Here is a 22,615-nt window from a genome sequence, read left to right on the forward strand (position 1 = left end):
CTGCTCATGGCGCGATCAGAGCACAGCCTTGGGATCAGGACCCCAAGACCTTGACCGCGACCGCGTCGTCGCTGATCTCCTCCAGCACGCCCTTGATCAAGGGGTCATGCATATGGCCGACGAAATCGATGAAGAATACATACGTCCATTTGCCGCTGCGTGACGGCCGGGTCTCGATGCGGGTCAGGTCAACGCCATTGCGGTGAAACGGCATCAGCAAGTCATGCAGAGCGCCAGGCTTGTTGCGCATCGAGACAATGATGGAGGTTTTGTCGTCGCCGGTCGGCGGCACGGCCTGGCTGCCGATGATCAGAAACCGGGTGGAGTTGTCAGGGCGGTCTTCGATCTTCTCGGCCAGGCGTTGCAGCCCGTAAAGGCTGGCGGCCATGTCGCCGGCGATCGCAGCGCTGTTCCATTCACCCTTGACCCGGCGCGCCGCATCGGCATTGCTCGACACCGCGATGCGCTCGACGTTGGGGTAATGCGCGTCCAGCCATTTGCGACATTGCGCCAGGCTCTGAGCGTGCGAGTAGATGCGGGTGATGGCATCGGTCTTGGTGTTTTCACCCACCAGCAGGTGGTGGTGAATGCGCAGTTCCACTTCCCCGCAAATGACGATGTCATGCTCCAGGAAGCTGTCGAGGGTGTGGTTGACGGCGCCCTCGGTGGAGTTTTCAACCGGTACCACACCGAAGTTCACAGCACCCGCCACCACTTCACGCACCACCTCGTCGATTGCGGCCATGGGCTTGCTGATCACGGCGTGCCCGAAGTGTTTCATGGTCGCGGCCTGGGTGAACGTGCCTTCGGGGCCCAGGTAGGCCACCTTCAGCGGGTTTTCCAGGGCGAGGCACGAAGACATGATCTCGCGGAACAAACGGGCCATTTCCTCATTGGGCAATGGGCCTCGGTTGCGTTCCATCACTCGCTTGAGCACTTGGGCCTCGCGCTCCGGGCGGTAGAACACCGGCTGCTCACCCTCGGCGAGCGAAGCGGTCTTCACACGCGCCACTTCCTCGGCGCAGCGCGCGCGGTCGCTGATCAGTTCGATGATCTTCTCGTCGAGGCTGTCGATGCGCAGCCGCAGTGCCTGGAGCTCCTGTTCAGCCATCAACCATGCTCCTTCTCGAATTCAGCCATGTAGGTGACCAGTGCTTCGATGGCCTCCATGCCCAGGGCGTTGTAGATCGACGCGCGCATGCCGCCGACGCTGCGGTGGCCCTTGAGGTTGAGCAGGCGGCGCTCGTCGGCACCGGCGAGGAAGGCCTTGTCGAGGCGCTCGTCGGCCAGGCGGAACGGCACGTTCATCCACGAGCGGTCGGCCACAGCGATAGGGTTGGTGTAGAAACTGCTGGCGTCGATGAAGCCGTACAAGCGGTCTTTCTTGGCGCGGTTGCGCTGCTCCATCGCGACCACCCCGCCCTGCTCCTTGAGCCACTCGAACACAAGGCCCGAGAGGTACCAGGAATAGCTGGCCGGGGTGTTGTACATCGAGCCGTTCTCGGCCGCCACGGCGTAGTTGAGCATGGTTGGGCACAACGGGTGCGCCTTGCCCAGCAGGTCGTCACGAATGATTACCACCACCAGGCCACTGGGGCCGATGTTCTTCTGCGCACCGGCATAGATCATGCCGAACTTCGACACATCCAGCGGGCGAGAGAGAATGTCCGAGGACATGTCCACCACCAGCGGGGCGTCGGTTTCGGGGACCCACTGGAACTCCAGGCCGCCAATGGTCTCGTTACTTGCGTAGTGCACATAGGCTGCGCCAGGGCTGAGGTTCCATTCGCCCTGCTTGGGGATAGCCTTGAAATCGCTCGCCTTGCCACTGGCAGCCACGTTGACGGTGCCATAGCGCCGCGCCTCGTCGATGGCTTTTTTCGACCAGATACCGGTTTCGATGTAATCGGCGGTGGCGCCAGCCGGCAAGAGATTCAGCGGGATCTGAGCGAACTGCTGGCTCGCACCACCCTGGAGGAACAGCACTTTGTAACCTGCCGGCACAGACAGCAGATCACGCAGGTCCTGCTCGGCTTTCTCGGCGATCGCCACGTACTCGTCGCTACGGTGGCTCATCTCCATCACCGAAAGGCCATTGCCACGCCAGTCGAGCATCTCTGCCTGGGCGCGCTGAAGTACGGCTTCGGGAAGCGCGGCAGGGCCTGCGCAGAAGTTGAAGGCTCGGTTGCTCACATCCACTCTCGCTCTGAAAAAACGCGAATACACATGCCAAATGCCGGCAGCCCCGAATCAACGAGGCCGCCGGCCGATGATTTACTCGGGCAGGTCGCCCTCAGCTTCAGCAGCAGGTTCGTCACCGGCCACGTCCGCTTCGGAAACGAAGCCGTCTTCGCCTTCGAATGCCTCGCCCTCGATCGCCGCGAGTTCCTCCTCGGAAGGCTCCTGCACACGCTCCAGGCCCACCAGCTTCTCGTCGCTGGCCAGCTTGATCAGGGTGACGCCCTGGGTGTTGCGGCCCAGGCTCGAGACTTCGCCCACGCGGGTGCGCACCAGAGTGCCCTGGTCGGAGATCAGCATGATCTCCTCACCTTCAAGCACCTGCACGGCGCCGACCAGGCGGCCGTTACGGTCGTTGCTGACCATGGCGATCACGCCCTGGCCGCCACGGTTGTACTGCGGGAACTCGGTGATGGCGGTGCGTTTGCCATAGCCGCGCTCGGAAGCGGTGAGGATCTGGCTGCCTTCTTCCGGAATGATCATGGAGATCAGCTTCTGGCCCTCGGCCAGGCGCATCCCGCGCACACCGCGCGCGGTACGGCCCATCGGGCGCACGTCGGTTTCGTTGAAGCGAGTGACCTTGCCACCGTCGGAGAAGAGCATCACTTCACGCGAACCATCGGTGATCAAGGCGCTGATCAACACGTCGCCTTCATCCAGTTCCAGTGCGATCAAACCAACGCTGCGCTGGCGGCTGAACTGCTCGAGCGGCGTCTTCTTCACGGTACCGCCGGCGGTAGCCATGAAGATGAAGTGGCCTTCGGCGTAGCCGTCTACCGGGAGCATGGTAGTGATGTACTCACCCTCGCTCAGCGGCAGCAGGTTCACCAGCGGCCGCCCGCGGGCAGCACGGGAAGCTTCGGGGATTTCGTAGGTCTTGAGCCAGTACACCTTGCCCTTGCTGGAGAACAGCATCAGCGTGGTATGGCTGTTGGCGACCAGCAGATGCGAAATGTAGTCCTCGTCCTTCACCCCGGTTGCCGACTTGCCCTTGCCGCCGCGGCGCTGCGCCTGGTAGGTGGCCAGGGGTTGGGTCTTGGCATAGCCGCCGTGGGAGATGGTCACCACACGATCTTCTTCGGGGATCATGTCGCCGAGGGTGAGGTCGAGGCGCGCATCGATGATCTCGGTGCGGCGCACATCGCCATACTCGGCGCGGATAGCCTCCAGCTCTTCGCGGATCACTTCCATCAGGCGCTGTTCGCTGCTGAGGATGCGGATCAACTCGCCGATCTGGTTGAGAATCTCCTGGTATTCGGCCAGCAGCTTCTCGTGCTCGAGGCCGGTCAGGCGGTGCAGGCGCAGGTCGAGAATCGCCTGGGCCTGTTCCGGCGACAGGTAATACTTGCCATCACGCAGGCCGTATTGCGGGTCGAGGTTCTCTGGGCGGCACGAATCGGCGCCGGCCCGTTCGACCATCACTTCCACCGCGCTGGATTCCCAAGGGGTGCTGATCAGCGCTTCCTTGGCCTCGGACGGGGTTGGCGATGCCTTGATCAGGGCGATGACCGGATCGATGTTCGATAGCGCGACCGCCTGGCCTTCGAGGATGTGCCCGCGCTCACGCGCCTTGCGCAGCTCGAATACAGTACGGCGGGTGACCACTTCGCGGCGATGGCGCACGAAGGCTTCGAGCAGGTCCTTGAGGTTCAGCAGGCGTGGGCGGCCGTCGATCAGCGCCACGATGTTGATACCGAACACGCTCTGCAGCTGGGTTTGGGCGTAGAGGTTGTTGAGCACGACCTCCGGCACTTCGCCGCGGCGCAGCTCGATGACCACGCGCATGCCGTCCTTGTCGGACTCATCGCGCAGCTCGGTGATGCCTTCGATCTTTTTCTCTTTGACCAGCTCGGCGATCTTCTCGATCAGCCGCGCCTTGTTGAGCTGATACGGCAGCTCGGTGATCACCAGTTGCTGGCGGCCGCCTTTGTCGATGTCCTCGACGGTGGAGCGAGCACGCATGTAAATGCGCCCGCGGCCGGTGCGATACGCCTCGATGATGCCCTGGCGGCCGTTGATCAGGCCGGCGGTGGGGAAATCCGGGCCAGGGATGTACTGCATCAGATCGTCGATCGACACTTCAGGGTTATCGATCAGTGCCAGGCAGCCATCGATGACCTCGCCCAGGTTGTGCGGCGGGATGTTGGTAGCCATGCCCACCGCGATACCGCTGGAGCCGTTGACCAGCAGGTTGGGCACCTTGGTCGGCAGCACGCTCGGGATCAGCTCGGTGCCGTCGTAGTTGGGCACCCAGTCGACCGTTTCCTTGTGCAGATCGGCCAGCAGCTCGTGGGCCAGCTTGGTCATGCGCACTTCGGTGTAACGCATGGCGGCGGCGTTGTCGCCGTCGACCGAGCCGAAGTTACCCTGGCCGTCGACCAGCAGGTAACGCAGCGAGAACGGCTGAGCCATCCGCACGATGGTGTCGTACACGGCGGTGTCACCGTGGGGGTGGTATTTACCGATCACGTCACCGACCACGCGGGCCGATTTCTTGTAGGGTTTGTTCCAGTCGTTGCCCAGTTCGCTCATCGCGTAGAGCACGCGACGGTGTACCGGCTTCAAGCCATCACGTGCGTCGGGCAGTGCACGCCCGACGATCACGCTCATCGCATAGTCAAGATAGGACTGCCGCAGCTCGTCTTCGATATTGACCGGCAGGATTTCTTTGGCCAGTTCGCCCATGAGAAGCCTGATTCCTTTTTTCGGTGAAACCACGACGCAGTTTCGGATCAAGATCGCGCGCAAGGCCACTGGAACTGGCCCTACTGTAAATCGGCGGATGTTACCACAAAGCCCGCCAGCGACCTATCCCCTTCGCCCCCATGGCTTCCCATGGCAAGCGATGCTTCGTGGAGTGTGCGGCTTCTGGGAGGCTCAGGCGCCCTGCAGGCCTCGAAAACCGGGCAGGCTGGCGGCTGGCCGAAGGGGATGGGCGCGTCAGAGCGCCATGGGTTTGCGGCCGGCGAACGAATGCGCCAGCGTGCCGCCGTCAACGAGCTCGAGCTCGCCACCCAAAGGCACGCCATGGGCGATGCGCGAAACGGTGAGGCCTTTCTGAATCAGCAACTGGGCAATGTAGTGCGCCGTGGCCTCACCCTCGACAGTAGGGTTGGTCGCCAGAATCACCTCTTCGAAAGTGCCCTGCTCCTCGACCCTGGCCATCAGTTGCGGAATACCGATCGCCTCCGGCCCCAGGCCATCGAGCGGTGACAGGTGCCCCTTGAGCACGAAATAACGGCCGCGGTAGCCGGTCTGGTCCACGGCGAACACGTCCATAGGCCCCTGCACCACACACAGCAGGGTGTCGTCGCGGCGGGTGTCTGCGCACTGGGGGCAGAGCGTTTCCTCGGTCAACGTGCGGCAACGCTGGCAGTGCCCGACACCGTCCATGGCGGCGGCCAGGGCCTGGGCCAGGCGAGCGCCACCGGAGCGATCCCGCTCAAGCAAATGCATGGCCATGCGCTGGGCAGACTTCTGCCCAACGCCCGGCAATACCCGCAGAGCGTCGATCAATTGGCGAATCAGAGGGCTGAAGCTCATCGAAAAACCTGCTTGGGGTTGAAAGCTGCAAGCCTCGAGCTGCAAGTCACAACCGAACAGCTTGCAGCTTGAAGCTTTGCGCCAGGAGCTGCCTCAGAAGGGCATCTTGAACCCGGGTGGCAACTGCATGCCAGCGGTCATGCCGCCCATTTTTCCTGGCTGTGCTGCTCGATCTTGCGCACCGCATCATTCACGGCAGCGGCGATCAGGTCTTCGAGCACGTCCTTGTCTTCCTGCATCAGGCTGTCGTCCAGGCTGACGCGCTTGACGTCATGACGGCCAGTCATCACAACGCTGACCAAGCCCGCGCCGGATTGGCCGGTCACTTCGGCGTTGGCCAGTTCTTCCTGCGCCTTGGCCATTTTTTCCTGCATTTGCTGAGCCTGCTTCATCAGGCCGGCCATGCCACCTTTCATCATGGGAATCACCTCGGGTCGTTGGGCCGATCACTGCGCCGGAGTGGGCGCGGCATCGACAGGTTCAATGGTATCGGCGCGCACACTGGCACCGAACTTCTGGATCATCTGCTGGATCAACGGGTCTTCGTGGATCGAACGCTCGGCGTCGTGCTGGCGCTCGTGACGCCGGCGCGCAGCTGCCTGGGCAGGCGTTTCCTGCTCCGGGCGCTGCAACGTGATATCGATTGTGATCGCGCGGCCCAGGTGCTGGTTCAGCGCCTCGTTCAGACGGCGCTGCTGGGTAGCGTTGAACAGCGCGCCCTGGGCCGGGTCGAGATGCAACTCCCAATGATCGCCGTTCATGGCGACCAGGCTGCAGTTGGCGGCGATGCTGCCAGTAAGCCCGGAGACCGGAAGCTGCGGGAACAGCTCCAGCCATTGCAGGGCAAGCCCGGTGGCCGGCGCTACGGCCGCCAGCTCAGGCTCGGCGACAGGTGCAGGTTCTGCAGCGTGGCTGGCCAGCTCGTCCAGGTAGCCGTAGCTGACAGGCTCGGCATCGAACGCGCCGTCATAGTAATCATCGTCCGGCGGCGGAGCATCGTCGTGGCGCATGCCTGCCGGGCTGTAATCAACGTCCTGTTCGTCATCGCCGGCCTCGGCCGGCTGCTCGGGCGCAGGCGGTACCACACTGGCCGGGACCGGCGCCGGCATGGCAGGCAGCTCGGGAGGCTCGGCATGTACCTCCAGCAACGGCGATTCGCCCGGCTCAGGCAGCTCGATGGCGACTGCAGCAGGCGGGTCGTTCCACGGCAGATCGTGTTCGGCTATCGCAGGCGCGGGCGCAGGTTCTGGCTCGCTGGCCGGCATCTGCGCCGGGACCGGAACCGGAACCGGAACCGGAACCGGAACCGGAACCGAGACCGGAACCGCCTCCGCAGGTGCAGGCACTGCCACATTCGCCACCTTCGCCGGGGGCTCAGCCGTGGCCGGGCTGGCCCCCACTGCCTTTAGCATTCGAGGCGGCGGCGCGTCGGCCGTTCCGGCTGGGCGGAAGGCCAGCATGCGCAGCAGCACCATCTCGAAACCGCTGCGTGGCTCGGGCGCAAGGGGCAGGTCTCGCCGCCCCACCAGGCCCATCTGGTAGTAGAACTGCACGTCCTCCGCTGGCAGTGCGGCTGCCAGTTCCAGGACCCGCTCACGGTCGCCGTGGCCGTTGTCCACAGCCTCCGGCAGCGCCTGGGCGACCGCCACCCGATGCAACACGTTGAGTATTTCTGCAAGCACACCCGCCCAGTCCGGGCCTTGCTCGGCGAGGTGCGCAATGGCCTGCAGCAGCGCGCGGGCATCGCCTTCCAGCAACGCCTGCAACACATCGAAAACCTGGCCATGGTCGAGCGTGCCGAGCATCGCTCGCACGTCGGCGGCAAGCACTTTGCCCTCGCCGAACGCGATCGCCTGATCGGTCAGGCTCATCGCATCGCGCATCGAGCCTTCGGCAGCACGGCCCAGCAACCACAAGGCGTCGGCCTCGAAAGGTACTTGCTCCTCGGTCAGCACATGCTGCAGGTGTTCGACGACGCGCTCGGGCGGCATGTTCTTCAGCGAGAATTGCAGGCAACGCGACAGGATAGTTGCTGGAAGTTTTTGCGGGTCGGTGGTGGCGAGGATGAACTTGACGTAGGGCGGCGGCTCTTCGAGCGTCTTGAGCAGGGCGTTGAACGAGTGCGTGGAAAGCATGTGCACTTCGTCGATCAGATACACCTTGAACCGCCCGCGGCTGGGAGCGTACTGCACATTATCGAGCAGCTCGCGGGTGTCCTCTACCTTGGTGCGGCTGGCGGCATCGATCTCGATCAGGTCGACGAAGCGGCCTTCGTCGATTTCACGGCACACCGAGCACTGGCCACAGGGGGTTGAGGTGATGCCGGTTTCGCAGTTCAGGCACTTGGCGATGATGCGCGCGATGGTGGTCTTGCCCACGCCGCGAGTGCCGGTGAACAGGTAGGCATGGTGCAGGCGCTGGTTGTCCAGCGCATTGACCAATGCCTTGAGCACGTGCGCCTGGCCGACCATCTCACGGAAGGAGCGCGGGCGCCATTTGCGTGCGAGAACCTGATAACTCATCGAACCTGCCACACCGAAAACGAAGACCGCACATCCTAGCGCAGCGAGGGGTTAAAAGCATCCTGCGGGGAATGCTTCCCAGTGCCCTGGCGTGCCGCGCTGGCGTGGAATACGCCGCCTTCGCACATCGCTCCAGGAGATGCACATGGCAACTGTCACCCTCACCCGCCGCAAACACACCCGCCTGCTGGTGGTGCATTGTTCTGCCACGCATTCGGGCCAGGACATCGGCGTGCAGGAGATCACCCGCTGGCACCGCGCACGTGGCTGGTCGACCATCGGCTACCACTATGTCATTCGCCGCAACGGCACGCTCGAAACCGGCCGAGATGAAGCCAGCATCGGCGCCCACGTGGCCGGCCACAACTCGGATTCGATCGGCATCTGCCTGATAGGTGGGGTTGACACACAAAGCCAGGCACAGAACAACTTCACCAACGCGCAACTGGAGACCCTCCAGCACTTGCTCGGCCTGTTGCAAAAGCGCTACCCCGGCACGCGTATCGTCGGCCACCGCAACCTGTCACCCGACCGCAACGGCGACGGGCGGATCACACCCAACGAATGGTTCAAGGCGTGCCCGTCCTTCGACATCGACGCCTGGCTTGCACTCAACTCGCCCGGCTGAGCCTCAATCGGCCTTGCGCAGGCGCACGGTGTAGTGCGCCTGGATGCCCGCCATCTCAGGCTGGAAATGGGTGTTGGTGATGTCGTAGTGCTCTATCTCACCACCTGATGTGTGGTGTTCAAGCCGGTCGCCGGCACCTGCGTTGAGGGTCAAGACCCATATCAGGGCTTTGTTCGGCGCCAATTGGGTGCTGAACGGCCCGAAGCGGGTGCCGTCGATTCGAACGATGTAGACGGTATCCGGCGAAGGGCTGGGGGCGTGCTCCACGTGCGTTACTCCAGAACGGTTTCAGGCTTCTGCGGTAAAAGCCTGAAATATGAAGCAGTCCCGGCGTAAATGCCAGCTTCACTTGGCCAGATAGTACTGCTGGCAATCGTTCAGGTAACGCTCTTGCACGATCGAGGAGGATGACGTCGAACTGCTGCGGTAAATGTTGTCGGCAATGGCTTGAGTCATGCGCGGCATCCAGGCACGGCTGTAATGCAGCTGATCCAGTGAAACCAGAAATTCCCTGCGTGAAATGCCTGCCAGCATCTTTTCCTGAGCGAGCCCGGCGATGCCTTTGCCCCAGGCGCAACGTGCAGCAACGCTTTCATTCATCACGCCCGTCAGCGGGGACGCCTGCGACAGGGTGGTCTGCTGCGCATTGGCAGCCATGCACCACAGGCTGAACAAGCCCACTCCGATTTTATTCACCTTGGTTGATTTCCGCATGATCGCTGTCCTTAAGCTTGCCCAACTCAAAGACCAATCTATGACAAAAAAGTGCGGAATCAATTGGCCACCTTTCAGCCTCTGACAAGCGGCCGTTCCAGTTCGTTTTTCGTCATTTTCATGGCGTCACACGGGCGAGTGGATCCCTCTCGAGAGGCGCGTCATAACGGCTACCGCCGAATTTCCGCCGCGATGACGATCACGCCAGAAGTTGGAGTTCAAAGACTGGGAAGTTGGGCGAGCCCTGTGCCGGCCAGCTTTGGCCTCGGTCCCAACTCACATAGGCTCTCAACTTGATGAAACCATTTAGCGCAAACTGCTGAAGCACCGGTTTGGGGATTGTCTGACGCAATCCATTGAACACCTCGGCCTCGGTTACGGCATGCCAGTCGACCACCACATGTTCCTGTGCCTGGCCGCCGCTCTGGAAAGCACCGTAAATGGCCAGGCGCACACGCTGGTCGGTGCCGATCAGCGGCCAGCGCGAAAGCAGCAAGGTAGCGCCGCTGGCAGGCACGTTGCGCAATGACAACGAAGCGCGGCCCTGCGCCTGCGCTATCTCCGGGGCGGGCAGCCCGCCACTCAACCTGCTGACCGCCAACGAAAGCGGCACGGACGGTGTTTCACCGCCAGGCAAGACCCGGTAACTGACCGCCAGGGTCTTGCCCTGATGCGCACCTATCGATGTGCTGGGCACCTCGAAAGCCCAGGGTTTAGTGCTGGCCGGCAAGGCTGGCGATATCCAGCCGCCAGCCTCACCGGAATCCCCCCAGAGCAACTCGATGGACTCATCATCGTAGATCACAGCTTTCGCGGGCACCTGGACCTCAACCCCTGAAACCGCCTGCGCAGGGTTCAGTGTCTGGCGCGGTGAGGTTCCACTGGCAGCCGGCACGGACGGCGGAGGAAGATCTCGAGGTATTGGTGTTGCCTGCACCATCAATGCCGCCGGCCGAGAGAGCGCGCCGACATTCCCGGCGCGGTCGGTCACGTGATAATAGAGGTAGCGCTGGCCGTCGCCTCGTGCGCGGATGGCCTCCCCGCTGACGAGTTCGGTCACATTGGTGCCATTGAAATCATCAGCACTCAACACACGCTTGGCGACGAGATCCTCAGCGGGGGCAAAGCGCCGCTGGCGTGGCGCATAAGCTGGGCTGAAAGATAAGTGTACAGCGTGTCCCCCGGCAGCAATCCCGTAACCCCCCGCACTGCCGCCGGCAGTCGGTCGTCATTCGCTTCGAGATAACGCGCCGTCAGTGTTGCTGGTGAGCCCAGCTCAGGCGGTAACACCAGAGCATTGCCGTCCAAGGGTGCCTTTCGATCTATCCATAACGGCAGCATCCGTGATCTGCCGGTATCGCCGTTGTACTGCTCCAGCCGGTAGTACAACTGCTGATCTCCGTCGGGCCAGGTGCCCATATCAACCATCATGAACGCGTCGGCAACATCCACAGGGTTGGCAAACGTCTTGTGCCCCACTTCAATGTTGCTCTGGCGATACAGCCAGATCTGGTCGCTGTCGCCAGGAGGCCCCGGGGTACTCCACCAGCGCTTGAAACTCACCTTGACCGGCGCCTGAAGTGCAGCCACCGGCATCAAGCAGCGCTGGTCTCCCTCGATTGGCTCAAGCGCAGCATCTACCGTGGGTACTTCGTCAATGTCAAAGTCGTTACGGTGCTGCCGCGTCATGGCTTTCTCCTGATTACCAGTTGTAACGTGCGCCGAAGTTAGCGCCCCACGGCTGCTCGATGCGGTCACCATGGCTGTAATCGAAATCGGCGTGCAGTTGCCAGCGCTCGGCCATGCTCACCGCTACGCCCGCGCCTATTTCCCCGCGCGAGCCTGCCAGGTCGTTATCGAAACGGCTCTGGTTGACCGAAGCAGAATTGTTGCGCGCGAATTCGTGAGCCAGCGCCACACGGACATAAGGCTGCACACGCTGCCCGTGACCCAGCTCGAACGTGCGCCCCGCCGTCGTGCCGACCTTGCCCAGCAGCGAACGGGTGCGCTGGCTGCTGGCGGTCATGCCGTTATCCAGCTCGAAGTCACGCCCTCGCACTGCCAACGCCGCAAGCTGCGTGTAAGGCTCGATAAAATAGCCGCCAGCCAACGCCAGATGGCGGCCGAACTCCGCACTGGCGCCAAGGCCGACAGTGTCGTAATTACCTTTGGCCTGGGTGTTGTCGCTGAGCGTGACGTCGGCCTTGTTGCGGAACTGGTTGGCCTTGACCACGCCGTCGAAGTAATAGCCCGTCTCCTCGTCCAGCCAGGTTGTGTAGGCGCCCACATAAGCGCTGTCGACCCGCCCCGTAGTGCCCAGGCTCACATCGAGATCGGAACGGCTGTAACCGGCGAGCAGGCCGACCAACCATTGGCCGTCACCCCAGGGCGCTTTGCCATCGGCCCCCAGCGACAAGCCTTGCTGGCGCTGCGCATAGCCCATGCCACTGCCAGTGGCGACGTTGTATTTGCTGCCGTAACTGCGAAACCAACCTCCACTGGCTTCGCTGTTCAGGCGCAATTCACCCATGCGGCTGCGCAGGCTGGTGAGCTCGCCGTACCATACCGTCGGCGTGGCATTGAACAGCGCAAGCGCCGAGGCCGCGCCAGGCGTGACGGCGGTGGTCTGGCGCAGGTACCAGTCGTTGCCGTCCTGCACCAGCGTGTACTGGAATGCGCCGACGTCTACCCGCCCGTTGGCCAACGAAAAGCGCCCGCCGCCGTCGGCCGTTTCGACCAGGCGCAGGTCGTTGCCGGTGACTGCATTCTGGCCGCTGGCAGCGACTTGCAGCGTGTGGCTGCCAGTGGAGGTGCCCGTGAGGCGCAGCAGGTCGCTGGTGTCGGTGGCAAAGTCAGCATGCATATCGAAGGTGCCACTGCCTGACAGGTTACCCACCTGCAACGTATAGAAGTCACTGCCCTGCCCCAGCCGGACAGCACCTCCATTCATGCTCAGGCTGTCGAGGTTGCCGTCCTCGACCATGTTCCACTGGCCATTGCCGTTCAGGCCCAGGCTTTTCAGGTTGGTCAGCCGGCCGGTCCAGGTACCGCCGTTCTGTACCACCAAAGTGGCCTGGCTGTTGGCACCGGCCACGTAGTCACCGACGATCTGGCTGTTATCGACCGTTACATTCGCTTTGCTGTTTTCATTGACCTGAATCGCAATACCGTTACTGCCGGTCAAAGTAGTGCCATCTCGCAGAAGGATGTCGGCTCGGCCTGGAAAACTGGCGCTGAGCCCGATCTGCATGGCGGGCCCGGCCGTCCCTGTGATCGAACTGCCGATGAAGTTCAGCGTGCTGGGTACCGGAGAGGTAACGTCGTAGGCCTGCACGCCAATGGCGCCGGTGATACGGGTTTGCACAGCGTTCAGGGTGGTGCCGAACGACAGCAGGCCCACCTTGCTTGCATTGATGGAGCCTCCCTGGATAGTGACCTTGGTGCCCGTGGCAGCACGCACCCCGTCAGTGACGCTATTGACGGTGGTATTGGCCAGGTCAACCTTCCCGTACGCGTCAGTACTGACGTTATGCATAACCTCCACCGCGCTTCTGGCAGCGGCATCCTGGTTATCGATCAAACTGTCACTGATCGACGCCTCGCCTGTCACGCTAAGCGCGCTTGTGGCGTTATTGGTATCGCTGGCACTTCGGGTAATAACGCTACGGCTCAACGAAACAGTGCCGCCCGTCCCTACGTCGATCGACTGAGTTTTTGCGTCTGCACCGGTCAACGAGCCGGCACTGTAGACGTTGTAGAACGTGATGGGAGTCGAACCATTGATCACACGCGGCCCGGTCACATCTTCGGCCTGGCTTAAAGCAGGTAGCGCCGCAGCGAGTGCCAGGGATGAAAGCTGAAAATACTTTTTCTCGGATATTCTTTTTGAAATTTTAAAATGACATTTTTCAGTATTCATAACCCCTCGCAATATTTGCAATAACACTAGGATGGCGGCCAACAGCACTGGCTGCAATCCTCAGTGTGACAAATTGCGTCAAGCTATAAGATCAATCTGAAAATACAAGGCTCAGGCAAACACCTCAACTCAAGTCACAGGGCTGATCGCCCTGGTACGCCGCCACACTTTGCTCTGCCAGATCAGTCTCCCATTGTTCCCCCAGGCACTGAACTCGGCGTAAAACTTACCCACGCCGTAGTTGGTTCCTTCAGCAAAGCCAGCGGTATAAATACTGAGGACGTGCGGATCGTAGGGCAATTTCCAGATAAATCCTGTGACGGGGTGTTTATCGTCAAATGTAACCGTTGCAATAAAGGGAGCATGGGCTGGCTTATCGGTGTAACCGATAAACGGTTCCCAGTGCAGCTCCACTTCATCGCCTTTGGCTAAGTAGCGCGATAGATCCGGTGTCTGTATCTTCACATACCATTTACCAGCTGGTATCCCGTCTTCCCCTGCACTTTTAACCAGGCTGCTGCATGCCAACCATTTCCCCATGTCGCCGCCGGCGGGCGTTTTCATCACCAGCGGCGCAATGACGTTTGCCGCGACCACCGCCTTTACCGAAGGGCTTTTCCAGTAGTTTCCGGATGTTGTCGTGATCAGGTGATAGTACAAGTCGAAGATGCCATTGCCGCATGCCTCTATCTTCAACCACGGCACTTGCACGCTGATTTCCGTGCCTGGCTCGCCCGCCTTGACCGGATGCTCGACCAGCAAGAATTCTCCGAGGTAAAACTTGAGCGGCTGCCCCACTTCAATATCTTTGTGCAGCGTGACCTTCAACTGCGCCGGCTGGCCACGGTCCGCTTTTTCGATCCTGTTCGGCTTGCCGCTGGTAGAGCGTATATCTGCCGGAGTGAGTGCCTCATTGACCGGGTCTGGCCAGTCGGGGTCGGGGTCTACCGGCCCTTTGATGCTGAAGTCGACCTGAATCATGGTGCTCTGGCGCGTTCCCATCACGAAGCCACCCCGAGTGACTTCGTAAGCGACATCCGTGTCCAGTTTGCCCGTATGGTTGCCATAGTCACTGGCCAGCAATGTGTTCGGCACGGCCACTGCCAGCGGGGCATCCGGGAAGGGCCACCTTGATGGAATGAAGTCGTAGCCCGGCTGGGTCCCCCAGTACAGGCGGATTGCGTCACCCTGCTGCACATTGAGAAAGGCCGGGATGTGCACTTCAACGCCATGGTAGGCATCTTCCAGGCTCAAGAAATCATCTTGAGCGGCCTGGGCCAGCGGAACCGAAGGAGGCGCCATTCCCGTTGCCATGGCTCCCAATACAACGCCAAGGGAGTCTACATCCGACATCAAACTGATGTTCCCGGCCTTGTCGGCAAAATAAGCGGCGGCAAGATAAGTGCCGGACCCACGCTCAGTCGCAGCCTCCGTAGGAAGATCAACGGAGAACTCTGTGGCAGTCATCTCCAATGGATCCGTAATAGGCCCATACGAGATATTTCCGCTGGTCAGAAACGCCCAGAACACCTGCACCTTGTCGCCCGGCTGAAAATCAGGGTAAGGCGCTATCTTGACCTGAATCTTGTTGCCATCATCCAGGTACTCTTGCGTCACCAGCTCGGGCGACAGGATCGGCGCCGGCGGTAACTTTCTTCCGAAAGGAGGTGTGATATCAGTGATGAAGTTCAGAGCATCACTGAAAAACTCATCACCCGTAAACTGTTCTACATGCAAGCGCAGCGCTATCTTGCCCTCATGTTTCATCCAGCCAGCCGGCAAGTCGAAGTTCGGCACTGCGGTGTTTTCGTCTACAGGATAGGGCCCGCCCACAACGACCCACTTCTCATCGCCGCCTGTACCGTCGTCATAGTGGATCTGGATGGTGACCATATCCTTTCGCCTGGAGGATACGACGCGCTCCACCCGACGTGGCTCACCCTCAGCCCATCCTGCCATGCACGGGTGAGCAGCGTGCCGTCCGTGTCTGCATAGGCTTCGGCCGGGATGGTGGGTGGCGGGAGATTGGCTTTCACCGCTGCATGAGGCCATTTCCGAACAGGCCCATTGCCGTACTCGCTTTGATTGTCACGCTCGGCGATCAGGTGATCCCCTGCTCTCACAATGGCGACATGTTTGTCGCCCTCGACCAGCGTAGCCAGTTGCCCATCGCGGTAGAACCGATGCTCAGGCTCCACGCCGCCGCTGCGGCCACTGATGATGTCGGTGGGGTCGTAGTGATAAATGCTAGGCGTCTCATCGGCCAGCGCACTCACACTCACCAGGCGCCCGAGATGGTCGTACTCCAGTGAGCGCCCCGCGTCATCACTGATCAGGTTGCCGTCGGCGTCGTAGCGCAATTGAATAAGCGCAGGGTAGCCAGCCTCCACATTGTCGTTCTCGATACGGCTCAGCTGCGCGGGGTCCAGTTCGTTGTCGTAATGATAAGTGGCCAGGTTATAGCCCTCTGCGGTCACGCGAGTACGCAGTTGCTCGACCGTCACCTGCGCGTCGCGCAACTGCCGGTGAAAGTCCCGCAGCTGCTCCGTGGCCTCCAATGTCCAAGCCGTGGTGACGTAGGTGTGGTTATCCAGCGCATCGACCTCGAACAGTTGGGAGCTGATCGTTTTGCCGTAGGGGTCGATCGGGCATTCCGGCCCGGTACACTCATAGAAACTCAGGTGCCCGAAGCTGTCGTATTCGTACAGCTCCTCGCGCAGCAGCTCACCCTTTTCGGTCAGCCGGCGCTGGGTAATGCAGTCAGCGTCATCGTATTGCTGGCTCAATACGCTGGGCACCCCGTCGATATCGAAGCGCCTTTCGACCTCACGCCCCAGGCTGTCATAGGCCAGCTCCGTGCTCAGGTAAGGCTCATTCGCTTGCTGATGGTCCACGGTGTGCACCTTCAATGGCCTGCCGAGGCTGTCGTAAGTGAGGGTGCAGGTGAGTTCAGGGGTCAAGGTTTCTCGCAAGCTCCGTGGCCGCTTGCCCTCGAGCAGCTCCGGCAGCATATCCAGCACTTGCCCGACGGAGGTATCGGCCAGCCACTGGCTGGCGGATTGCCCCAAAGGTGGGCGGGTGAGCTTGCCGATCACGCTGCTGGTCAGCCGCCCGGCGCTGTCGTACAGATACTGCTGGGTGCTCTGTACCACGTCGGTGTACTGCAGCAAGCGTTTGCCGACGCTGTAGTGGTACTCCATCTGATAGTCGGCCCCATCCAGCGAGCGCTTCTCGGTCTTGAGCTGGCCGTTGGTGAAGTAGGTACGGCTCATGACCTCGACCGCTTCCTGATGACATGCCATCAACAAGGCAGTCTTGGGATCGTAGTCGTACTGTTCTTCGGCATCGCTGCCAGTGCGGCGGCGGATCGGCTCGTCCTGAAGCCGAGGCTGATATTCATACTCGATGGTGTGCAACTTGGGCGTCACCACCGAGCTTGGCCGGGTCAGGCTGTTCTCGTAGGTCATGGTGCGCTTGCGGCCGCCGGTTTCGCTGGCAACCATCCGGTCGAGCCCATCGAAGGTCTGGGTACCCAGCCTTACGCCATCCAGGTCGATGGTTTCAGGCAGGTCCTCCCCGGAATGAAACGCATACTGGCGCTCTACCCGAGCAACGCCCGCCAGTGTCCGGGCGCTGTCACGGTCGAACACATCGAACTCGAACAGCGTCGTACGGTTGCTCAAATGCCCCCAGGGCTTGGTTTCTCGTGTCTTGCGGCCAAGCCCGTCGTAGCCGTACGTGGTCTTGTCATCCACACCGTCGTCACCCTTGCGCACCACACTCACCGGCTGGCCAAACAGGTTGTTCACCGTCGTGATGACGGCAGTGGCAGGCTTATCGGCAACCACCTCCTGCCAACTACGCGTGCAAGGCAGGTGCGTGTCGCCAATCGGGTCGCTCTCGTTCACGTTGCGCACGCCGTCCGGAGTGACCTGTACCCGCTCGGCACCCCAGTCGTCGTACTCGAAATGCGCAGTCAGTGCCAACGCTTCCCACTGGCCCGGCTCCTTCGCGGTTTTGCAGTCATCGAACAGGGTTTCGCGGGCTTTCTGGCCCAGCACATCGTAATGCGCTTCGTACACCTGGGCCCCTCGCTCGGCTGGCAGCTTGCCGGGCTCGGCCCGGAAGGCGGCTCCGGGCTCTGCGCGCCATTGCTGAACGGCACGCGCGAGCCCATCGACACAGGTGGTCAGTTGTACGCCCTGGGCATCCTCCTGTACCTGCCAGGCCGGCTCACCGGCGGTGGCCAGCCCGTAGGTATAGAGCTGCGAAGTCTGATCCTCGGTCTCGGGCGCCAGCACCTGTTCTACCAGCCGCTGCAGTGCGTCATAGCGATAACGAACTTCCACATCGTTGTCGTCACGCTCCAGCAGCACTTGCCCGGTCAGCACTGAATGTTCCTGATTGACTTCACGCTGCGCTCGCTCGATGCCGCGTTGTTCATCCCCGAAACCGGTGGTCAGCGAGGTTGTCTTCAGCACGCTCCTGGGCAGCCAGGCGCTGTCTTCCAGCCGATAGCTGAAGGCCACCGTCACGGTGGGCGGTTCATCGGGGAACTCACGCGGTACGGTGTAGCTGATGCCAGTGCTGGTTGTCAGGTCGTAAGTGGTGGTGCTTTGTGCCTTGAGCCGGGCGAAGGCATCGGCTCCGTCGGCCTGCGGGTCGGCATACCAGCTTTGCGCAACCACCTGGTACGGCGTGGCTTCGTGGCCCAGCAACGCGCGCTCCTCACGTACCTGCGCCAACCAGCCAGGCTGGTTGCTCGATGGCAACACCGGGAACAACTCATGGAAAAAGTGCTGGACCCGTACCGGTGCCTCACCCTCGATCAGGACGCCCTGCGCAGGTATGACCGTGGTGCTTCTGAGCGTGCGCACAAAGCCATGGGGGTCTTTCGGGCAACGGCCTGCCTCGCCCTCGGCCGGGTAATAGGTATGCTCGGTTTTCACCCCGGCGGCATCGGTCTGCGCCAGCAGGTTGCCCCAGTCGTCGAAATCGGTCGTCACCCTCTCCAGGCGCGTGCCTGCCGGGCTGCGCCAGTGGTTCACGGAATCCTTGACCTGCTGGCAATTGCCCGGCTGGTCAGCGAAGGGTTTGTCCAGGTCAATGTTGTAGACCTTCTCCTCACGGTACATATGGCCGTTCTGTTCGGTAAGTTGCAACTCCATCAGGTGGAAGGCATTGAATACCTGCCGGATGACACGCACGGCTTTTTCGCCGTCCATCAGGTGCTGCTCCGAGCCGTATTGGTAGGTCCTGTCGGCCCTGAACACGTTATCCAGGCCATCATCGACCCAGCTCATGCCGTCCTGGCCGCCCCCGAGAAAGTTGTGGTCGACTTGCCGGCCACCGATTTCGACCTGATAGTCGTATCGAGTCACCATGGCTGGCTGGCCCTGCCCGGGCTCGACAGTGTGCTGGGTCACCCGCGGCAAGTTGGCTCGCCCCGCCTGGATCGGAAAGGCATGCCCACCATCGTCATAGCGCAGGTGCTCGACGGCGCCGGTTGGGGTAGTAGCTTGGGTAATGAATCGATAGCCGTTGCGCTGCCCGTACTCGAACGACCAGCGGGCCTGCTCGGGAACCGGCAAGATCAGGTCGCTCACCTGCTCGTTACCGTCAAGCTGCATGATGAACTCGGCCACCTCCGCCTCGCCTTGAGGGAAAAACCGCAATGTCACGGTCGACGTCGTGCGCTCGATGATCAGCAATTGCTGATCGTCCTCATCGGTCAGTGACTGCAATACCGGCCGCCCGCGAAAGGAGGTGTAGTGCAAATTCACACGCGTGCCCGGAGGGTGCTTCCTGCCGCACGGGCAATGCCATTCGGTTGGCGCCGTCGCCCATCGACTCGAGGTACTCGACCAGGCCGTTCAGGTGTATCACCCGCCACTCAGTATCGCTGTCCTGGTGAAACTTGAAATTGAGCAACTTGCGCTCGAGGATTTCAGGTGTTGCGCCAGAACCTGTCACCTTGAATCGCTCACCCGTATGCAAGTTCAGCATGTGGTTTCCGTCGGGCTCGAAACATGTCAAGTTCAGATCCCAGCCTGCACCGAACCCGGCATTCATATTGCTCATCGGGGAATAAGACAAACGCATGGGCAGCACTGGGCCGCGCAAGGCATTGGCTTTAAGGTCGGGTAACGCCAGAGAACAGGTGTACAGCCCGGTGCGTGGGTCTACTCCGCCTTGCAGGAAGCTCGAAAAGTTGAAGGCGTTCGAATGTATGCGCGTATCATCTTCGCGATGCAGATCATTGATTGACATGGGATCAACCTCGAGTTCGTTACGGCTGCCAGACTTCCAGGAAATGTTCAAACGGTGCCGGTTGCCCTGAACATCGGTCAGCACGGCCTTCAACGGATAAGGTGTGGACGTCCAGCCCCCCCCTTCCGGTTTGTTGACGAGGCCGAATCGGGCCGTGAATTTCTTGAACTGCTCGGGCGCCTCCACATCTTCTTCTTCGTCATCGAACCAGAATTTGAAAGGCCAGGTACGGTGCAGTGCGATCAATAAATGGCCCGCACTGTAGCCATCGCTGCCTGTCAGCTTTTCGGGAAGCTCAAAGTTTCGCGTACGTGCCAACCAGGCCAGCCAGGGGTCATACTTTATCTTCAGGCTTTCAGGGGTTTCATTGGCGCCGTCTGGCCAGAAGACGTAACCGGTATAACTGAAAAATATTTCCTCCATTGCCTCACTTTGCCAGCGCACCAGTGATTCTCGAGCGCAGCGTTGCAATTCGGTAGCGGCCCCATCGTTTTGTGCCTCGAAATAAAATTCCTTGAAGCGAACTTCACTGACGCTGGATACCGGCTGGTAAGACAGCACCCAATAATCAAGCGACTTCAAGCAGTGGCTGAACGGGTCTTCTCGATTGCCATCGAATATTTCACAACCTGCAGGTTCCGCCATCCCGGGCGGGCGTTGGCGTACGAGCTGGTACGAGTCCTTGACCATGGCCGGGGGCGCTATGCCAGTAATGGACACCAGCCCTTCCGCTGTCGGGTTGGAGGTGTAGGTAATGTTGGTATCACTTTTGAATCGGCCAAGAATGCGGGTGGTCGTCACACTGCCATCGCGGCCAGGCTTGACCATCAGGTAGAACTTCAACGACCGGCTTCCGTCGGCCGCCAGCTCGCTTTGAGCAACCCCGTGCCCTGCATTGCCCTTGAAATACGCGTAACCATTGCGAACCGAAGTGGTCGCCAACTCGCGCGTATCGCGCTCCTCCATCTCCGACTCGCCGGGGGCGAGCATGGGAATCTCCGCACCGTTCTCGATCACCAGCCTCAAAGACGCCATTTCACGATCGCTGAGCGGGTAGTACACCGTCTGGCCATTCTCGTTAACTGACTGGGTCGACACAGTGACGGTCACTTCAACCTGCTGCCGGCCATTGGCATAGAGTTGGTCAACGGAGGGGTCACCCGAATGCTGGTTGCACTTGAGTGTGAAAGTGGCGATGCCTTTCCAGGTAGATGCACGTTCTTGCGGCCGAGCCAGATCGATCACGCTGAAGCCTGAGCTTTTGAATCCGCTCCCCGCCACCACCGCCTGGGTTGCCGAGCGGTCGTCGGGCGCCTGGTACCTCAGCGTAAATTCATCGACCTCGCTCAGGTTGCCGACACCACCCAACACCTCAGCGCTGGATATCTCGCGGTAGCCCTCGAGCAACACCCTGCCTTGCCCGTCCAGTCGAGCCAAAGAAGGAGTAAAGCCAAGCGTATTGTTCGCCGGTACCAGCACCACCCAGGCGCTGGCAGTGCTGCCGTATTCATCGGTGGCAGTGATTTGCACTTGACGCGTCACAGCCGCCAGATCGTCGGGTATCGCATACACGGCGTTATTGCCGTCACCCTTGATCGTTCCTGGTGCGCCATCGGCTATACGCCAGGTCACGCCCTTCTGTAGCCCATAGGCTTGCAACGAAACAGAGCGCGTGGCCAACACGGCCAATGCCGGTGACGCATCTTTGGGGCTGTCGTAACCCAGCCGGCGCAGCGCCCACAGAGGGGAAATCAAAGGCTTGAGTGCAATCGGCTCAACGACCTTCGCCTCGCGGGGCTGGCCAAACACCACCCCATTGATCGACACCTCCAGCTCGAGGCAGTGGTCGATATCGACGCTTGGCTCTCCTGCGAACAACCCGAACAGCGGATCGAACCAGCGCGGCTCGTAAATCCTTGTGGATGAGGGTGCACTCACTGCAAGCAACGGCTTCGCGACAGCTGAGATATACAGCGCCGTTTTATACTGCCCGGCCCCATCTGGAGTACCGGGCAGCAGATAGGGGGCGACATCTGCATCGTGCCAGGGTTAGGTAATAACGCCGATGTCAGATAAACATTGACGCTATAGCGGCCGTCATTATCCCCCGACGCCGACAACCCAAGCCTGCCTTGGCGAGGAAGCAGGGGCGTCGGCTGCGCAGAAGGCAGTCGATGGGTAATGAGCTGCTCGGGCACCAACGACTGCATCTGCAACCATTCCAGCATCGCCTTACCGAGGGTTTCCCGCGCTTTGTCTGTACTGCCCAACGTGCTATACGCCGAGTAGCCTGCCGGCCATTGCCAGGTAATAGTTCCCTCATCGTCGACGCAAAGTTGCAGCGCGCCGACGGGTACACGCAACTCAAGAGCGTAACGGTGTGCCCTGGAAAATTCGATGCGCTCAACCAGATAACGAACACCGTTATCAGGAGCCACACGCTCATAGCGGCCGCCAACCATGTAAAAACTGAGAACGGCTTCCGACGTTTCGGCATCCATCCACAATTGAGGTTCGGAAAAATGCACGTCAGTGAATTCAACCTCTTCGCTGGCGCCCAATGCTATTTCCAATGAGTATCCCGTAACATACGAAGCCGCTACCGAGCGTTGTTGAAAGCTTTCTCTCAGCAACGCATTGAATGCCTGGAGGTCAAGTACCCACACCATGGCCCATTCCTGGCAGACATCTTCATTCTTCAGGCGCGCAATATGCTCTTTATAAGTAACAGACATGAGATGAACTCCCTATTAGGCGTCATAAGACCCAAACCGACGTGCT

General features: G+C 60.9%; 14 protein-coding genes and 2 pseudogenes. 1 reads left to right on the forward strand and 15 read right to left on the reverse strand.

Going from position 1 to position 22,615, the window contains the following annotated elements:
- Window positions 1-15 precede the first annotated feature (15 nt).
- The 6 genes and pseudogenes from pheA to dnaX form a co-directional block, all read right to left on the reverse strand.
- Window positions 16-1,111: pseudogene (gene pheA, locus LN139_RS13935) on the reverse strand (prephenate dehydratase).
- Window positions 1,111-2,193: a 3-phosphoserine/phosphohydroxythreonine transaminase gene (serC, locus tag LN139_RS13940; protein ID WP_236354390.1), complete on the reverse strand. Its 1,083-nt coding sequence runs from the start codon at window positions 2,191-2,193 to the stop codon at window positions 1,111-1,113. The pseudogene pheA and the gene serC overlap by 1 nt, the downstream one beginning before the upstream one ends.
- Window positions 2,194-2,274: 81 nt before the next feature.
- On the reverse strand, window positions 2,275-4,923 hold the full coding sequence (gene gyrA / locus LN139_RS13945; protein ID WP_236354391.1) for a DNA gyrase subunit A: 2,649 nt from the start codon (window positions 4,921-4,923) through the stop codon (window positions 2,275-2,277).
- Between the two features lie 255 nt (window positions 4,924-5,178).
- Window positions 5,179-5,781, reverse strand: coding sequence for a recombination mediator RecR (gene recR, locus LN139_RS13950; RefSeq protein WP_236354394.1), 603 nt, complete (start codon window positions 5,779-5,781; stop codon window positions 5,179-5,181).
- Between the two features lie 93 nt (window positions 5,782-5,874).
- Window positions 5,875-6,200: pseudogene (locus tag LN139_RS13955) on the reverse strand (YbaB/EbfC family nucleoid-associated protein).
- 27 nt (window positions 6,201-6,227) lie between these two features.
- On the reverse strand, window positions 6,228-8,303 hold the full coding sequence (gene dnaX, locus LN139_RS13960; RefSeq protein WP_236354397.1) for a DNA polymerase III subunit gamma/tau: 2,076 nt from the start codon (window positions 8,301-8,303) through the stop codon (window positions 6,228-6,230).
- Between the two features lie 145 nt (window positions 8,304-8,448).
- Between dnaX and LN139_RS13965 the strand changes: the two genes are divergently transcribed.
- Window positions 8,449-8,931, forward strand: a complete 483-nt coding sequence (locus LN139_RS13965; protein ID WP_236354400.1) for an N-acetylmuramoyl-L-alanine amidase — start codon at window positions 8,449-8,451, stop codon at window positions 8,929-8,931.
- 3 nt (window positions 8,932-8,934) lie between these two features.
- Here the strand turns inward: LN139_RS13965 and LN139_RS13970 are convergent, their stop codons facing one another.
- From LN139_RS13970 to LN139_RS14010, 9 genes are all read right to left on the reverse strand, one after another.
- Entirely contained in the window at window positions 8,935-9,198 is a 264-nt protein-coding gene (locus LN139_RS13970) for a hypothetical protein (RefSeq protein WP_236354401.1), read from the reverse strand.
- 78 nt (window positions 9,199-9,276) lie between these two features.
- Window positions 9,277-9,708: a hypothetical protein gene (locus LN139_RS13975; RefSeq protein WP_236354403.1), complete on the reverse strand. Its 432-nt coding sequence runs from the start codon at window positions 9,706-9,708 to the stop codon at window positions 9,277-9,279.
- Window positions 9,709-9,844: 136 nt separating this feature from the next.
- Complete coding sequence (locus LN139_RS13980) at window positions 9,845-10,705, reverse strand: hypothetical protein (protein ID WP_236354405.1); 861 nt, start codon at window positions 10,703-10,705, stop codon at window positions 9,845-9,847.
- Window positions 10,706-10,731: 26 nt separating this feature from the next.
- Entirely contained in the window at window positions 10,732-11,334 is a 603-nt protein-coding gene (locus LN139_RS13985; protein WP_236354407.1) for a hypothetical protein, read from the reverse strand.
- Window positions 11,335-11,347: 13 nt separating this feature from the next.
- Window positions 11,348-13,447, reverse strand: a complete 2,100-nt coding sequence (locus LN139_RS13990; RefSeq protein ID WP_236354408.1) for an autotransporter outer membrane beta-barrel domain-containing protein — start codon at window positions 13,445-13,447, stop codon at window positions 11,348-11,350.
- Window positions 13,448-13,693: 246 nt separating this feature from the next.
- The gene (locus LN139_RS13995; RefSeq protein ID WP_236354410.1) at window positions 13,694-15,457 is read right to left on the reverse strand and encodes a hypothetical protein; all 1,764 of its coding nucleotides are present in this window, start codon (window positions 15,455-15,457) and stop codon (window positions 13,694-13,696) included.
- Window positions 15,376-19,341, reverse strand: coding sequence for a hypothetical protein (locus LN139_RS14000; protein ID WP_236354411.1), 3,966 nt, complete (start codon window positions 19,339-19,341; stop codon window positions 15,376-15,378). The genes LN139_RS13995 and LN139_RS14000 overlap by 82 nt, the downstream gene beginning before the upstream one ends.
- Complete coding sequence (locus tag LN139_RS14005; protein ID WP_236354412.1) at window positions 19,289-21,772, reverse strand: hypothetical protein; 2,484 nt, start codon at window positions 21,770-21,772, stop codon at window positions 19,289-19,291. The genes LN139_RS14000 and LN139_RS14005 overlap by 53 nt, the downstream gene beginning before the upstream one ends.
- Window positions 21,769-22,569, reverse strand: a complete 801-nt coding sequence (locus LN139_RS14010) for a hypothetical protein (protein ID WP_236354413.1) — start codon at window positions 22,567-22,569, stop codon at window positions 21,769-21,771. The genes LN139_RS14005 and LN139_RS14010 overlap by 4 nt, the downstream gene beginning before the upstream one ends.
- Between the last annotated feature and the right edge of the window lie 46 nt (window positions 22,570-22,615).

The sequence above is a fragment of the Pseudomonas sp. KNUC1026 genome (assembly GCF_021650705.1).
In the GTDB taxonomy this organism is placed as follows: Bacteria; Pseudomonadota; Gammaproteobacteria; order Pseudomonadales; family Pseudomonadaceae; genus Aquipseudomonas.

Bases quoted from the DNA above. Each gene is read 5' to 3' on its own strand.
- LN139_RS13965 (WP_236354400.1), top strand. From the start codon at position 8,449: ATGGCAACTGTCACCCTCACCCGCCGCAAACACACCCGCCTGCTGGTG.
- LN139_RS13985 (WP_236354407.1), bottom strand. From the start codon at position 11,334: ATGACGCGGCAGCACCGTAACGACTTTGACATTGACGAAGTACCCACG.
- recR (WP_236354394.1), bottom strand. From the start codon at position 5,781: ATGAGCTTCAGCCCTCTGATTCGCCAATTGATCGACGCTCTGCGGGTA.
- gyrA (WP_236354391.1), bottom strand. From the start codon at position 4,923: ATGGGCGAACTGGCCAAAGAAATCCTGCCGGTCAATATCGAAGACGAG.
- LN139_RS14010 (WP_236354413.1), bottom strand. From the start codon at position 22,569: ATGTCTGTTACTTATAAAGAGCATATTGCGCGCCTGAAGAATGAAGAT.
- dnaX (WP_236354397.1), bottom strand. From the start codon at position 8,303: ATGAGTTATCAGGTTCTCGCACGCAAATGGCGCCCGCGCTCCTTCCGT.
- LN139_RS13995 (WP_236354410.1), bottom strand. From the start codon at position 15,457: ATGGTCACCATCCAGATCCACTATGACGACGGTACAGGCGGCGATGAG.